Below are 14,129 nucleotides of genomic sequence, written 5' to 3'. Positions count from 1 at the left end.
CTGGGTCAGGAACCCGTCGGGCTCGGCGTCACCGTGGAGTAATAGTGCTCCGGCAGGAGGATGGGCACGTCGGCGACCGCGCTCCCGCTGGTGCTCGACGTGACCGTGACCGGCACGAGCGTGCCCGGCTTGCCGGAGAGCTGGGAGATCTCCAGGCCCTTGGTGGAGAGGTTGACCTGCTCGCGCGGGCCGAGCTGGAACTCCGAGGAGGTCGGCGTCGACGAGGAGCCCGAGGCGGCCTGTGGTGCGATCTTGACGGTCATGGAGCCGTCGCCGAGGTTGATGGCCGAACCCGAGATCACGGCCGGGCCGGAGCCGTCGCCGACCAGCAGCAGGTCGCGGATGGCCAGCTGGCCGACATCGACCGGGACCCCGTCGGCGGGCACGTAGGGGACGTCCGTCTGGACGGGCGAGCTGGCCTGGCATCCGGCCGTCACAGCGACGACGGCGGCGCCGGCGAGCAGCGCCGACACCTGCCGGGAGATCGGGCGACGCGCAGTGGCCTGGGCGGGGAATCGACGCTTCACGGGCGACAGCCTACCGGCGGCCCTGCGCCTCGACCCGCACACCCACCGAGCTGCTCGACAACGATTCCGCAGCACCCTCCGGACCGGCTCGAGTGGCTCCCGAAAGCCCCCGCGCCGGTGGTCGCCCGGCTACCGGAACGGCGCCCGGGACGCAGGGCGAGCGGACGGGCGCCTGCCCCTGGGACGCGACCGGACGGCATACCAGAGGGGCCTCGGCGTCGTCGCCCGGGCCCGGCTGATGCACGCGAGAGCCCATCTGTCAAGACGGCTCGGATGGCGAGAAGGCGTCCGGTTAGGGCTCTGACCTGCGCAGATGCACGATCCTGAGATCGCGCTGTCATCCGGATCGTGATAATCTGGAGGTCGCGAAAGGGGAAAACAGCAGATGGTTTTCAAGGTCGGCGAGACGGTCGTGTACCCCCACCACGGGGCTGCACTGATCGAGGAGATCAACACACGCACGATCAAGGGAGAGGACAAGCTCTACCTCAAGCTCAAGGTCGCTCAGGGTGACCTGACGATCGAAGTGCCAGCCGAGAACTGCGACCTCGTGGGCGTCCGCGACGTCGTCGGCCAGGAGGGTCTCGACCGGGTGTTCGAGGTCCTGCGGGCTCCCCACACGGAGGAGCCGACCAACTGGTCCCGCCGCTACAAGGCGAACCTCGAGAAGCTTGCCTCGGGTGACGTCATCAAGGTTGCCGAGGTCGTGCGCGACCTGTGGCGCCGCGACCAGGACCGTGGCCTGTCGGCAGGCGAGAAGCGGATGCTCGCCAAGGCGCGTCAGATCCTCGTGTCCGAGCTCGCGCTCGCAGAGAAGACCGACGAGGACAAGGCCGAGTCGATCCTCGACGAGGTCCTGGCGTCCTGAGCCGGGCTTCCTGAGCACTCGAGACGCACTGAACATCTCTGTCGGAGCCGGTCGCGTCGGCGTCATCGTCGTCGCGGCCGGCTCCGGCGCACGCCTGGGGGCTTCCGAGCCCAAGGCGTTCGTGCCCCTCGCGGGGGTGCCCATCCTCGGGCACGCGCTGCGGGGGGTTCTCGCGTGTCCGGCGGTCGACGAGGTCGTCCTGGTCGTGCCCGACAGCCACCTCGCGCAGGCACAGGCCATCGCCGACGAGGTATGCCGCTCGGCCGACTCACGCGTGCCGGTGGCGCTGGTCTCGGGCGGGGCCGAGCGAGGCGACTCGGTGTTGGCCGGCCTGCACCGGCTCGGTGCGGCCGTCGAGGTCGTGCTCGTGCACGACGCCGCCCGATGCCTCACCCCGGTCGACCTGTTCGAGCGGGTCGTCGCAGCGGTCGACGGAGGCGCTGTCGCCGTGGTCCCCGGCACGCCGGTCGTCGACACCGTCAAGCAGGTCGACGCTCAGGGAGTGGTGGTCAGCACGCCAGACCGGGCCACCCTGCGCGCCATCCAGACGCCGCAAGGCTTCCGGCGCGACGTGCTCGAACGGGCCCACGCTGGTCTCCGGCGAAGTGGGTCGGCTCCAGGCGGCGTGACCGACGACGCCGGCCTGGTCGAGCTGCTCGGCGAGCCGGTGGTCGTCGTCGCCGGCGACCCGCTCGCGATGAAGGTGACCACGCCCGGTGACCTCGACGCCGCGTCGCGCCTGCTCGGGTGACGCATATCCTCGGGGAGTGACGAGCGACCCCAGCGCAGCGCAGTCCCGGCCTCTGGCCCTGATCACCGGAGGCGGCACCGGCATCGGCGCGGCCATCGCACGTCGGCTCGCGAGCGACGGTTTCGACGTCGTGGTCGCGGGGCGGCGCCGCGAGAAGCTCGACCAGGTCGTCGACGCCATCGCCGGCACCATCGGCGACACCATCGGCGACGTGGCCGGCCCGGTGGCCCGCGGGGTCGTCATGGACGTCACGGACGCCGAGTCGGTGGCGGCCGCGGTCGCCACGCTCGAGCGCTGTGACGTCGTGGTCAACAACGCCGGCGGCGCGCTCGGCGTGACCCGGGTCGAGGACGGCGACCCGGACGAGTGGGAGCAGATGTTCGCCACGAACGTCGTCGGCACGATGCGGGTCGTCCAGGCCGTGCTGCCGTTGCTGCGCCGCTCGGCGCGAGCCACCATCATCGACATCAGCTCGATCGCCGGCGAGCGGGTCTACGAGGGCGGGGCCGGCTACGTCGCAGCCAAGCACGGCACCTCGGTGGTCTCCGAGACCCTCCGGCTCGAGCTCAACGGAGAGAACATCCGAGTGGCCGACATCCGGCCCGGCATGGTGCAGACCGAGGAGTTCTCGCTGACCCGGCTGCACGGCGACCGGGCGGCGGCGGACAAGGTCTACGAAGGGGTCGACCGTCCCCTCGTCGCCGAGGACATCGCGGAGTGCGTCGGCTTCGTCGTCGGCCTGCCCCAGCACGTCAACATCGACAGCATGGTCATCAAGCCGGTGGCACAGGCGGCACCGCACAAGGTGCACCGCGGGCCGATCGACTGGAAGGAGGCCTGATGGCGGACTCCGCGCCCGGCGCGTCCGAGGCTCTCGTTCCCGGCGTCCGTATGCCGCTGCCTCGGGTCGGCGTCGGCGTCGACGTCCACGCGTTCGCCCCGGCCGGGTCGGACCGCGAGCTGTGGGTCGCCGGCCTGCGCTGGCCCGGAGAGCTCGGCCTCGACGGCCACTCCGACGCAGATGTCGCCGCCCACGCGGCCTGCGACGCGCTCTTCTCGGCGGCTGGGATCGGCGACCTCGGTGCTCACTTCGGCACGTCCCGGCCGGAGCTCGCCGGTGCCTCAGGCGTGACCCTTCTCGCCGAGGCCGCCCGGCTGGTGCGGTCGTCCGGCTTCGAGATCGGCAACATCGCCGTGCAGGTCGTCGGCAACCGGCCCAAGGTCGGCAGCCGGCGAGCCGAGGCGGAGGCGGCGCTTGGTGCGGCCGCCGGTGCCACGGTGTCCGTCAGCGGCACGACCACCGACGGGCTCGGCCTCACCGGACGCGGCGAGGGCCTGGCAGCCATCGCGACGGCCTTGGTCGTCCCGACGGTCGCGACCCCCGCGCTCTGACCTCGGTCCCCGGCCGGAATACCTCGAACGACGGGAGTGGGCGGGCGAGGGTGGTCAGGCGCGCGGGGCGGGGGTGTCGCGCAGCAGGCTGATCTTCTGCCAGATCTTGCGGCTCATCCCATTCGTCAGGTTCTCGATCTCGCTGACCGTGTCGAGCACGAGCGCGTCCGTCGACTCCTCGGCGCAGAGCGCGGCGGCCTTCGCGGTCAGGGAGAGCAGCTCGGAGCAGTAGTCGAGATAGATGCCGTAGTCGCGCACCGACAGGGTGCGCGGGCTGATCACGTCGCGTCCGGCCGGGGTGCCGGCCTCGGTGTCCGGCAGCAGGGCGGCCGGGTCCTTGCTCATCTGGTGCATGTCGATGATGTGGGCCAGCGACCGGAGTCGGTGCAGGCGGCGCAGCAGCTCGTTGCGGACCAGACGGTCGGCGAGCGACAACAGGAACCAGATGGCGATGCCCGCGAAGACCAGGTCGTTGACGCCGCTCTCGACCACCGGCAGCCACTCGAACGCGTGCAGCGCGCCCCGGTCGCCGATCGCGTCCCGCACGGCCGCACCGACGGTGAGCGCGACGGTCACGATGACGACCACGATGAGCACCCGGCATACCCAGACGACGATGCGGCGACGGCGCGGAGCGGTGCGCTCCCGGTCGAGCAGGTCGTCCACCAGGCGGCCCAGCTGGTCCGTGGACGCGCGCAGGCCGCGGTGGTTCGGGAGGTACTCGTCGATCCGCTCGCCGAGGTAGCGGATGACCGCCCGGACCTCCCGACCGTCGAGTCGCTCGTAGCTGGAGAGCCTCGGCGCAGCCATGTCCGCAGCGTATCGGCAGGCGGGTTCGCGTGGTCGGGCTCGACGGCGAGCGCCGATAGACTTCGGCGGGTGAGCCTACGACTGTTCGACACCGCCACCCGGGAGCTGCGCGACTTCACGCCGCGCGAGGCCGGCAAGGTCGGTATGTACATCTGTGGGCTCACGACGCAGGGCGCTCCGCACATCGGGCACATCCGGTTCGCCGTCGCCTTCGACGTCCTCCGGCGGTGGCTCGAGACGGGCCACGGCTACGACGTCACCCTCGTGCGCAACGTCACCGACATCGACGACAAGGTGCTTCGCAAGGCCGCCGAGGCGGGCGAGCCGTGGTTCGCGCTCACCTATCGCAACGAACGCCTCACCACCGAGGCTCTCGATGCGCTCGGGGTGGAGCCGGCGACCTACGAGCCCCGTGCCACCGGCCACGTGCCCGACATGATCTCGCTCATGGAGACCCTGATCGACAAGGGCCACGCCTACGTCGCTCCCGACCACAGCGGCGACGTCTACTTCGACGTGAGGTCCTGGCCGGAGTACGGCTCGCTGTCCAACCAGTCGCTCGACGACATGGCCAGCGCCGACGACGCCGACCCGAGAGGCAAGCGAGACCCGCGCGACTTCGCACTCTGGAAAGGTCGCAAGTCCGACGAGCCGGAGAACGCCTCCTGGCCGACCCCGTTCGGTCCCGGCCGCCCGGGCTGGCATCTCGAGTGCTCGGCCATGGCCCGGCGCTGGCTCGGTGACGAGTTCGACATCCACGGCGGCGGCATCGACCTGCGCTTCCCACACCACGAGAACGAGCAGGCCCAGTCGCGCGCCGCCGGGCTCGGGTTCGCCCGGTACTGGCTGCACAACGGCTGGGTCACGGTCAAGGGCGAGAAGATGGGCAAGTCGCTCGGCAACGCTCTCGAGGTGCGCCACCTGCTCGAGCACACGCGCCCGATCGTGCTGCGCTACTACCTCACCGCGGCCCATTACCGCTCGATGATCGAGTACCACTCGGGTTCGCTCGAGGAGGCTGCCGCGGCGGTCGAGCGCATCGAGGGGTTCCTCGAGCGAGCCGCCCGGAGGTCTCCCGGTCACGAGATCCGCGCGGCGGCGTCGCTCCCGGCGGAGTTCGTAGCGTCGATGGACGACGACCTCGGGGTGTCCGGTGCCCTTGCCGTGGTGCACGACACCGTCCGCGCCGGCAACAGCGCGCTCGACGAGGACGACGACGAAGCGGCCCTCGCCGCGGCGGCGTCCGTCGTCGCGATGACCGACGTGCTCGGCGTGAACCCGCTTGCGTCGCACTGGAGCTCCCGTGATGCGGCCGCCGATGACGCCGCCGCCGAGGCAGCGCTGGATGCGCTGGTCCGGGTCCAGCTGGACGCGCGGCAGGCGGCACGTCAGGAGCGCGACTTCGCCCGTGCCGACGAGATCCGCGACCATCTGGCCAGCGTCGGCATCGCCATCACTGACACGCCGTCCGGACCGCAATGGTCGCTGGTCCGCCCAGAGCGCGGCAACGGAACGGGGGCCTGACATGCCTGGCAACTCACAGCGGCGCGGTGCCGTGCGCAAGGGCGGCAAGAAGCCGACGGTCGGCTCGGGGGGCCAGCGCAAGCGTGGCCTCGAGGGCAAGGGGCCGACCCCCAAGGCGGTCGACCGGGAGTATCACGCAGCGCACAAGCGCGCCAGGGCCGTCGCCAAGCGCTCGGGCCCCCAGACCGGTGGCCGCGCTGGGGCCGGGGCGCGACCGAGCCGGCGTGCCAAGGGATCGAGCGAGATCGTCGCCGGGCGCAACTCCGTCGTCGAGGCGCTGCGCGCCGACATCCCCGTGTCGACGATGTACATCGCGACGAGGATCGACTCCGACGACCGGGTCAAAGAGGCGCTCAAGCTCGCCAGCGAGCGGGGTCTGGCCATTCTCGAGACGCCACGGGGTGAGCTCGACCGGCTGACCGACGGCGCGGTGCACCAGGGCCTGGCGCTGCAGGTGCCGCCGTACGACTACGCCGACCCGGCGGACCTCATCGATCCCGAGCAGTCCGGCATACCTCTCGTGGTGGCTCTCGACGGCATCACCGACCCCCGCAACCTCGGGGCGATCATCCGCTCGGTCGCCGCCTTCGGCGGCCACGGCGTCGTCGTGCCGGAGCGGCGGTCGGTGGGGATGACCGCCTCCGCGTGGAAGACGTCCGCCGGGGCCGCGGCGCGCATCCCGGTCGCCAAGGCCGGCAACCTCACCCGCGCGCTCGAGGAGTTCAAGAAGGCCGGTTTCTTCGTGCTCGGCCTCGACATGGACGGCGACGTCGACCTGCCCGACCTGTCGCTGGCCTCGGAGCCGCTCGTCATCGTCACGGGCTCGGAGGGCAAGGGCCTCTCCCGGCTCGTACGGGAGACGTGCGACCAGATCGTGTCGATCCCGATGAGCTCGACCGTCGAGTCGCTCAACGCCGGGCTCGCGACCGGCGTAACGCTGTACGAGATCGCCCGGCAGCGCCGCCGCTGAGGTCCGCGGGAACTCATCGGGCGTGCCCGACGCTTGATCAGTGGACCCAGGTACAGTGCTCTCGGCGCGACAACTACGGTACGTAGTATTGGGCCCGCACCGCGCCAGGGCATGACGACGACCAAAGGAACCATTGTGGCCAAGAGCAACCGCGCCGAGACAGCGGCTCGGGCAGCGCAGCTGCGCGCCGAAGCGGCGCGACAGGAGCGACAGCGCAAGCAGGTGATCGCGGCGGTCGTCGCGGTCGTGGTCGTCATCATCGCGGTGACCCTGGGTGTCGTCATCGCCAACCGGCCCAAGCCGGCGGCTCCGGCTGCCACCGGCGCTGACGCGGCGCTCGCCAAGCTGACGACGCTGCCCGTCTCGACGCTCGACTCCGCGGTCGCCCCGACGCCACAGCAGGCTCCCCAGCCGCTGCAGGGCGGCACACCGCTGACCCAGGACGGCAAGCCCAAGGTGCTCTACGTCGGCGCCGAGTACTGCCCGTTCTGCGCCATGGAGCGCTGGGCCCTGATCGGAGCGATGTCGAGGTTCGGCACGTTCAGCGGGCTGACCCCCACGACGAGCTCCTCGACCGACGTGCACCCGGACACCCCGACGTGGTCGTTCGCCAAGGCCAAGTTCGACAGTGACAAGCTGGCCTTCGAGGCTGTGGAGACCCAGGACCGTGAGGGGCAGCCGCTGCAGACCCTCGACGGCGACAACCTGGCGCTGTTCACCAAGTACAACCCCGGTGGCGGCATCCCCTGGATCAACTTCGGCGGCACCCACGCCACCAACGGCGCAACGGTCGACGCCAACGCCCTCGACGGCAAGACGTACGACCAGATCATCGCCGGCATCCAGGACCCGAAGTCCGACATCGGCAAGACGATGGACCCTGCGATCAACATGATCTCCGCGCAGCTGTGCCAGCTGACCAAGGGCCAGCCGACCAACGTGTGTACGAGCCCGGGCGTCATGTCCGCGAGCGTGCTGCTGAAGAACTGACGACATGAGCCGCCAGAGCACGGCCTCGGCCGAGCAGACCCAGTTCGTCCGCGTCCGGCCCCGCTGGCTCGCCCCCACCTCGCTCGTGCTCGTCATCATCGGGCTCGGGACGTCGGTCTACCTCACCTACGAGCACTTCACGAACAACGCGACCCTCGCGTGCAGCATCGGCGGCATCATCGACTGCGCGAAGGTGACCACGAGCGCGTGGAGCACCTTCATGGGTGTCCCGGTCGCGCTGCTCGGGCTGGTCTTCTTCGTGGTCGCGCTCGGGCTCTGTCTGCCGGGGACGTGGCGGCGGCCCGAGGGCTGGCTCGACGCCGTCCGCCTCGTCTGGGTGACCATCGGCCTCGGCATGGTGCTCTACCTGGTCTGGGCCGAGCTCTTCCGGATCAACGCGATCTGCCTGTGGTGCACGGCGGTTCACGTCGCGACCTTCGCGCTGTGGATGGTCGTGCTCTTCGGGCAGATCCTGTCGGGTCCCGTGGAGAAGCGGGACGCGAGGGTCAGTCGAGGCGGCTGATGACCGGCAGCTCCATCGTGTCGACGCCGAGCACGGCCTTCTCCTCGGGCTTCTTCGGCAGCACCGTCGCGACGTAGTCGCGCAGCGCATCTTCGATCGGCATGTCGTGGCCGGCGCGCTCGCTGAGATACCAGCGGTGCTCCAGCACCTCGTGGAACAGCTCGGCGGGCTCGAGACGCCCGAGCAGCTCACGCGGGACCGCCCGTGTCGTCGGCTCGTAGACCCGGGCGAGCCACTCGTGGGCGACGAGCTCCTCGTCGACGCCCTGCTGGTCGGTGGCCGCGGAGTAGGCGTCCAGATCGTTGAGCAGGCGGCGGGCCTGGTTCTCGCCGACGTCCAGCCCCGTGAGCCGGAGCAGGCGGCGGGAGTGGTGGCCCGCGTCGACGACCTTCGGGGTGATCTGGATCTCGGTGCCGCCGATGTCGGTCCGGATCGAGAGCTCGTCGACGTCGAAGCCCAGCTCGTTGAGCCGGCGGATGCGCTCGTCGACCCGCCACCGGTCACCGAGCTCGAAACGCTCGGTGCCGGTCAGCGCCTGCCACAGCGCGTGGTAGCGGTCGATGATCGAGCCGGACACCTCGAACGGGTCGGCCTGCTCCTCGAGGAAACCGCCCGCTGAGAGGTCCATGAGCTCGCCGGCGATGTTGACGCGGGCGATGTCGAGGTCGTGCTCCCGCTGCCCGTCCGACAGCCGCGGGTGGAGCTCGCCGGTCTCGGCGTCGACGAGGTATGCCGCGAACGCGCCGGCGTCGCGCCGGAACAGGGTGTTCGACAGGGACACATCCCCCCACCAGAAGCCCTCGAGGTGAAGCCGGACGAGCAGCAGGGCGAGGGCGTCCATGAGGCGCACCGCCGTGTCGGGTCGCAGGTTCTGGCTGTACAGGGCGCGGTACGGCAGCGAGAACTGCAGGTGCCGGGTGACCAGGCAGGCGTCGAGCGGCTCGCCGTCGTCGGTCGCCCTGCCGTGCACCACCCCGAACGGCTCGACCGAGGGCACCTCGAGCCGGCGCAGGTTGCGCAGCATGGCGTACTCGCGGTCGGCGATGTCGTCCTTGATCTCCTTGACGGCCAGCACGCGGTTGCCGAGCCGGACGAACCGGACCACGTGCCGGGAGATGCCGCGCGGGAGCGCCGCGAGCGTGCTCTCCGGCCACTCCTCGAGGGGTGTCGACCAGGGCAGGTCGAGCAGGGCCGACTCCGGCCGGGCCGTGGTGATCTCGAGAGTCACGCACCCATCGTGGCACGCGGCACGGCGAGGCGTCGTTCGAGTCCGCGGAGCGGTGCCAGGTGCCGCAACGGCGCTGGGCCGGCACCCGTCGACGGGTGCCGGCCCAGCGGCATACCGGCTCGGAAAGCCGGCTTGTGCGTCAGTCGCCCAGGCGGATGCCCGACTCGGCGTTGAACAGGTGGACGTGACCCTGCTTGGGCCGAAGGTTCACGACCTGGCCCTTCTCCGGGGGACGACGGCCGTCGACGCGCGCGATGAACGGCGTGGACATCTCCTCGGTGCCGTCGGAGTCGACCTGGTGGGCCTTGGTGGAGCCGTAGATGTACGCGTCGGCACCGAGCTCCTCGACCACGTCGACCGTGACGGCGACGCCGTGGCCGTCCTCGGCAACCTCGAGGTCCTCGGGGCGAACACCGAGCGTCACGTGCGAGCCGGCGTCCTTGAGGTGGTCGCGCTCGACGGGCAGCGTGTGGCCGCCGAGGTCGACGCCGCCGTCGACGATGGGCACGTCGAGCAGGTTCATGGCCGGCGAGCCGATGAAGCCCGCGACGAACACGTTGGCGGGGTGGTCGTACATGCGGCGCGGGCTGTCGCACTGCTGGAGGATGCCGTCCTTGAGAACCGCGACGCGGTCACCCATCGTCATGGCCTCGACCTGGTCGTGCGTGACGTAGACCGTCGTGACACCCAGCCGCCGCTGCAGCGAGGCGATCTGGGTGCGCGTCTGGACGCGGAGCTTGGCGTCGAGGTTCGACAGCGGCTCGTCCATGAGGAACACCTGGGGCGAGCGGACGATCGCGCGGCCCATGGCCACACGCTGACGCTGACCACCAGAGAGGGCCTTCGGCTTGCGCTCGAGGTAGGGGGTGAGGTCGAGGATCTTGGCGGCCTCCTCGACGCGCTTGCGGATCTCCGCCTTGTCGACGCCGGCGATCTTGAGCGCGAAGCCCATGTTGTCGGCCACCGACATGTGCGGGTAGAGCGCGTAGTTCTGGAACACCATCGCGACGTCGCGGTCCTTGGGGGACAGGTTCGTCACGTCGCGGTCACCGATCAGGATGCGGCCGCCGTTGACCTCTTCGAGGCCGGCGAGCATGCGCAGGGACGTGGACTTGCCACACCCGGAGGGACCGACGAGAACGAGGAACTCTCCGTCCGCGATCTCGATGTTGAGCTTGTCGACCGACGGGACCGGGTTGCCCGGGTACTGCCTCGTCGCGTTGTCGAACGTCACTGTTGCCATGGCTTCATTGCCTTCCTTCACCGGCAGGAACGTGCCGGACGATCCGTTGTAAAGGGAACCCACCCGGGTGAGCGGGCATCGCCATCATGTCCCATGCGGGCGGGGTTGACCACCCCAGGTCCACCCGGGTCCACCGGGGAGTCCACCTGGGGGGCCATCCGAGGGGGTCCGTATGCCGTCCCCGTCGTTGCCGTCCTGAGCCCAGGATGTGTCCAGAACGTTGCAAAAACTTGCTGCAAGAGCCGGTGGCTCATACTGCAAGTTCTTGCTACATTCGGCGCCACAACCGGTGGCGGCGTGTGCCACCAGGCTTCAAAGGAGAATCCATGCACAAGCGTGCGCTCGGTGCTGCAGCCGTCACGGGTGTTGCCGCCCTGGCCCTCAGCGCCTGCGGTGGGTCGACGCCCTCCGCGTCTCAGACCCCCGCTGGATCGACGACCACGACGACCTCCGCGGCCCCCGCACCGGCGAGCACGACCGCTGCCCCGGTTCGTGACGCCTCGGTCGACCTCGTGATCTGGACCGACAACGACCGTGCGGCGGCGATCCAGAAGTACGCCGACCAGTTCGGCCAGGAGCAGGGCATCAAGGTCGCCGTCCAGGTGGCCCCCGACGTCCGCGCCAACTTCAAGGACGCGACGAACGCCGGCAAGGGCCCTGACGTCATCGTCGGTGCGCACGACTGGCTCGGCGAGCTCGTCCAGAACAACGCCGTGTCGCCGATCAACCTCGCGCCCGACATCCAGGCCAAGTTCGCTCCGGACGCCATCAAGGCCACCAAGTTCAACGGCCAGATCTACGGCGTCCCCTACGCCGTCGAGAACATCGGCCTGGTCCGCAACACCGCGCTCGCGCCGAACGCTCCCGCGAGCTACGAGGACATGATCACCAAGGGCAAGGCCCTGATGGCTGCCGGCAAGGCCGACGGCATCGTCGTGCAGGAGGTCGGCAAGACCGGCAACGCCTACTACACGTACCCCTACCTCAAGGCGTTCGACGGCGGCATCTTCGCGCAGAAGTCCAACGGCGACTACGACCCGAACAAGGTCATCGTCAACAGCCCCGGCTCCATCAAGGGCGCCAACGAGCTCGCGAAGCTCGGCAAGGAGAAGGTCCTGACGACCAACGTCGACGGCACCAACTCCGACGCGCTCTTCGACTCGGGCAAGTACCCGTACTTCATCACCGGCCCGTGGGCGATCGACAAGGCCAAGAAGGCGAACATCAAGTACGCCATCTCGCCGCTGCCGACGATCAACGGCGGAAAGATGGAGCCGTTCCTCGGCGTCCAGATGTTCTACGTCTCGTCCAAGGCCAAGAACAAGGCCTTCGCCGAGGAGTTCGTCACCAAGTACGTCCCGAACAAGGACCTGCAGGTCGACCTGTTCAACGTCGGTCACCGTCCGCCGGCCCTGACCGAGGCCTACCAGGAGGTCGCCAAGAGCGACCCCGACGTCGCCGCCTGGTTCCAGGCCGGCCAGGGCGCCCTGCCCATGCCGAACATCCCCGCCATGAACTCGGTGTGGGGCCCGCTCGGCCAGGCCGGTGCTGACGTCATCTCCCAGAAGACCGGCCCGAAGGCCCGCTTCGACGCCGCCGCGCAGGAGATCATCGCGAACATCGCCAAGGGCTGACGCCCCGACGTCACCTGAGCAATCCCCGCGGGCGGTGACCGAGAGCACATCTCTTGGTCACCGTCCGCGGAGCCGCCCCCGCCGCTCCTCCTCCTTGACGGAGATTCAACGATGAATCGCTCCCCTTACGTCGTGCTCAAATGGGTCATCATCGTGGCCGTGATGGCTGTGATCATCTATATGGCCGGCCTGTTCGCCGCGAACGGCCAGCTGCTCGGCACGGTTGTCCTCGGCCTCGTCGGCCTCGCCGTGCTCCTCATCTACGCCTCGCGCCGCAACGTCCCGGCGAAGTACCTCTTTCCGGGCCTCGTCTTCTTCCTCGCCTTCCAGATCTGGCCGGCGGTCTTCACGGCCACGACGGCGTTCACCAACTGGGGCGACGGCCACAGCCTCACCAAGGAGGAGTCGATCAAGGCGATCGTCTCCTCGTCGGTCGAGGAGGTGCAGGGCCAGCCGCGCTACGCCCTCAGCGTCGCGGTCAAGGCCGGCGACGACATCACCACGGGTGACCCGGTCTACATCCTGACCAACCCGACGACCAACAAGGTGTATGCCGGCACGAAGGACGGGCTCACCGAGCTCCCTGCCAGCGACGTGACCAAGGGGGCCACGGGTCGCGTCACGGCGGTGAACGGCTACACGATCCTCAACGGCCGACAAGTCAACGCCCGCCAGGACCTCGACGACTTCGCGGTCCCGACTACGGGCGGTGCGGCGATCAAACGAGTGGGCCTGTCCGAGGCTTTCGAAGGCAAACCCGCCGCGACGTACGACCCCAAGACCGACCGGATCACCGACACCCGCACGGAGGCCAGCGGCCAGCCGGCGAAGGTGTACGGGCCGTCGAACGCGTCGTGGGTCAACGTCTCGGACTCGACCGACAAGCTTCCGCAGGGCTGGAAGGAGAACGTCGGCTTCAAGAACTTCACCAACGCCCTGACCAACGAGACGCTGCGAGCCGGCTTCCTCAAGATCTTCGGCTGGAACCTGCTGTTCGCCTTCATGTCGGTGCTGACGACGTTCCTGCTCGGCCTGGCGCTCGCGCTGCTGTTCAACGACGAACGGCTCAAGGGCAGGCGGGTGATGCGGACGCTGCTCGTGCTGCCCTACGCGCTGCCCGGCTTCGTCTCCGCGCTGGTCTGGGCCTCGATGTTCAACCAGCAGTTCGGGTTGATCAACAATGCGCTCGGCCTGGACGTCGACTGGCTCGGCAACGGCTACGCGGCCAAGGTGGCCATCCTCATCGCCAACCTGTGGCTCGGCTTCCCCTACATGTTCATCGTGTGCACGGGCGCTCTGCAGGCGATCCCGGGCGACGTCAAGGAGGCTGCGGCGATCGACGGTGCGAGCGGGTTCCGCACGATCCGGTCGATCGTCATGCCGCTGGTCCTGGTCGCGGTCGGTCCGCTGCTCATCGCGTCGTTCGCCTTCAACTTCAACAACTTCACGGTGATCTACCTCATGACCGAGGGCGGTCCGTTCGAGAACAACCAGAGCGCGATCGGGTCGACCGACCTGCTCATCACCTACGCGTACCGCCTCGCCTTCACCAGCGCCGCGCCGAACTTCGGGTATGCCGCGGCGATCTCGATCTTCATCTTCATGATCGTGGCCGTGCTGTCCTACATCGGCTTCCGTCAGACCAAGGCCCTGGAAGAGGTGAACTGAC

Annotated in this window: 14 protein-coding genes; 10 read left to right on the top strand and 4 right to left on the bottom strand. The window is 69.4% G+C overall.

The annotated features are described in order from the left end of the window. Window positions 1-5: 5 nt before the first annotated feature. Window positions 6-527, bottom strand: coding sequence for a hypothetical protein (locus ACWEOW_RS02530; RefSeq protein WP_452267558.1), 522 nt, complete (start codon window positions 525-527; stop codon window positions 6-8). A gap of 385 nt (window positions 528-912) precedes the next feature. Between ACWEOW_RS02530 and ACWEOW_RS02525 the strand changes: the two genes are divergently transcribed. The 4 genes from ACWEOW_RS02525 to ispF are packed head-to-tail and all read left to right on the top strand — an operon-like array spanning window position 913 to window position 3,538. Next, on the top strand, window positions 913-1,395 hold the full coding sequence (locus tag ACWEOW_RS02525; protein WP_013493734.1) for a CarD family transcriptional regulator: 483 nt from the start codon (window positions 913-915) through the stop codon (window positions 1,393-1,395). Between the two features lie 10 nt (window positions 1,396-1,405). Further along, window positions 1,406-2,146, top strand: a complete 741-nt coding sequence (gene ispD, locus ACWEOW_RS02520) for a 2-C-methyl-D-erythritol 4-phosphate cytidylyltransferase (RefSeq protein ID WP_452267612.1) — start codon at window positions 1,406-1,408, stop codon at window positions 2,144-2,146. Between the two features lie 16 nt (window positions 2,147-2,162). Next, window positions 2,163-2,987, top strand: a complete 825-nt coding sequence (locus ACWEOW_RS02515) for an SDR family NAD(P)-dependent oxidoreductase (protein ID WP_452267557.1) — start codon at window positions 2,163-2,165, stop codon at window positions 2,985-2,987. Next, on the top strand, window positions 2,987-3,538 hold the full coding sequence (gene ispF / locus ACWEOW_RS02510; RefSeq protein WP_452267556.1) for a 2-C-methyl-D-erythritol 2,4-cyclodiphosphate synthase: 552 nt from the start codon (window positions 2,987-2,989) through the stop codon (window positions 3,536-3,538). The genes ACWEOW_RS02515 and ispF overlap by 1 nt, the downstream gene beginning before the upstream one ends. A gap of 54 nt (window positions 3,539-3,592) precedes the next feature. On the opposite strand, the gene ACWEOW_RS02505 is transcribed toward ispF, so the two are convergent. Next, window positions 3,593-4,348: a hypothetical protein gene (locus tag ACWEOW_RS02505; RefSeq protein ID WP_452267555.1), complete on the bottom strand. Its 756-nt coding sequence runs from the start codon at window positions 4,346-4,348 to the stop codon at window positions 3,593-3,595. A 69-nt stretch (window positions 4,349-4,417) separates the two neighbouring features. Between ACWEOW_RS02505 and cysS the strand changes: the two genes are divergently transcribed. The 4 genes from cysS (at window position 4,418) to ACWEOW_RS02485 (ending at window position 8,355) form a co-directional block, all read left to right on the top strand. Then, window positions 4,418-5,872 carry a cysteine--tRNA ligase gene (gene cysS, locus ACWEOW_RS02500; protein ID WP_452267554.1) on the top strand — a complete coding sequence of 485 codons (1,455 nt, stop codon included), beginning with the start codon at window positions 4,418-4,420 and terminating at the stop codon, window positions 5,870-5,872. A gap of 1 nt (window position 5,873) precedes the next feature. Further along, window positions 5,874-6,842 carry a 23S rRNA (guanosine(2251)-2'-O)-methyltransferase RlmB gene (gene rlmB, locus ACWEOW_RS02495; RefSeq protein WP_452267553.1) on the top strand — a complete coding sequence of 323 codons (969 nt, stop codon included), beginning with the start codon at window positions 5,874-5,876 and terminating at the stop codon, window positions 6,840-6,842. A 135-nt stretch (window positions 6,843-6,977) separates the two neighbouring features. Beyond that, window positions 6,978-7,832: a DUF929 family protein gene (locus ACWEOW_RS02490; protein WP_452267552.1), complete on the top strand. Its 855-nt coding sequence runs from the start codon at window positions 6,978-6,980 to the stop codon at window positions 7,830-7,832. A gap of 4 nt (window positions 7,833-7,836) precedes the next feature. Further along, on the top strand, window positions 7,837-8,355 hold the full coding sequence (locus tag ACWEOW_RS02485; RefSeq protein ID WP_452267551.1) for a vitamin K epoxide reductase family protein: 519 nt from the start codon (window positions 7,837-7,839) through the stop codon (window positions 8,353-8,355). On the opposite strand, the gene ACWEOW_RS02480 is transcribed toward ACWEOW_RS02485, so the two are convergent. Beyond that, window positions 8,339-9,583, bottom strand: coding sequence for a DUF4032 domain-containing protein (locus ACWEOW_RS02480; RefSeq protein WP_452267550.1), 1,245 nt, complete (start codon window positions 9,581-9,583; stop codon window positions 8,339-8,341). The two genes, ACWEOW_RS02485 and ACWEOW_RS02480, sit on opposite strands and share 17 nt — an antisense overlap. A gap of 139 nt (window positions 9,584-9,722) precedes the next feature. Continuing rightward, on the bottom strand, window positions 9,723-10,826 hold the full coding sequence (locus ACWEOW_RS02475; RefSeq protein WP_452267549.1) for an ABC transporter ATP-binding protein: 1,104 nt from the start codon (window positions 10,824-10,826) through the stop codon (window positions 9,723-9,725). A 326-nt stretch (window positions 10,827-11,152) separates the two neighbouring features. On the opposite strand from ACWEOW_RS02475, the gene ACWEOW_RS02470 reads away from it, so the two are divergent. Both ACWEOW_RS02470 and ACWEOW_RS02465 read left to right on the top strand, forming a co-directional pair. Beyond that, entirely contained in the window at window positions 11,153-12,460 is a 1,308-nt protein-coding gene (locus ACWEOW_RS02470; RefSeq protein WP_452267548.1) for a sugar ABC transporter substrate-binding protein, read from the top strand. A gap of 111 nt (window positions 12,461-12,571) precedes the next feature. Then, the gene (locus ACWEOW_RS02465; protein ID WP_452267547.1) at window positions 12,572-14,128 is read left to right on the top strand and encodes an ABC transporter permease subunit; all 1,557 of its coding nucleotides are present in this window, start codon (window positions 12,572-12,574) and stop codon (window positions 14,126-14,128) included. The last annotated feature ends 1 nt before the right edge of the window (window position 14,129 follow it).

It is taken from the genome of Monashia sp. NPDC004114, assembly GCF_053603855.1.
The sequence above is the reverse complement of the archived record's forward strand: the minus strand, read 5'-3'. Positions and strand labels throughout refer to the sequence as shown.

Bases quoted from the DNA above. Each gene is read 5' to 3' on its own strand.
- ACWEOW_RS02485 (WP_452267551.1), top strand. From the start codon at position 7,837: ATGAGCCGCCAGAGCACGGCCTCGGCCGAGCAGACCCAGTTCGTCCGC.
- ACWEOW_RS02475 (WP_452267549.1), bottom strand. From the start codon at position 10,826: ATGGCAACAGTGACGTTCGACAACGCGACGAGGCAGTACCCGGGCAAC.
- ACWEOW_RS02465 (WP_452267547.1), top strand. From the start codon at position 12,572: ATGAATCGCTCCCCTTACGTCGTGCTCAAATGGGTCATCATCGTGGCC.
- rlmB (WP_452267553.1), top strand. From the start codon at position 5,874: ATGCCTGGCAACTCACAGCGGCGCGGTGCCGTGCGCAAGGGCGGCAAG.
- ACWEOW_RS02505 (WP_452267555.1), bottom strand. From the start codon at position 4,348: ATGGCTGCGCCGAGGCTCTCCAGCTACGAGCGACTCGACGGTCGGGAG.
- ACWEOW_RS02470 (WP_452267548.1), top strand. From the start codon at position 11,153: ATGCACAAGCGTGCGCTCGGTGCTGCAGCCGTCACGGGTGTTGCCGCC.
- ACWEOW_RS02525 (WP_013493734.1), top strand. From the start codon at position 913: ATGGTTTTCAAGGTCGGCGAGACGGTCGTGTACCCCCACCACGGGGCT.
- ispF (WP_452267556.1), top strand. From the start codon at position 2,987: ATGGCGGACTCCGCGCCCGGCGCGTCCGAGGCTCTCGTTCCCGGCGTC.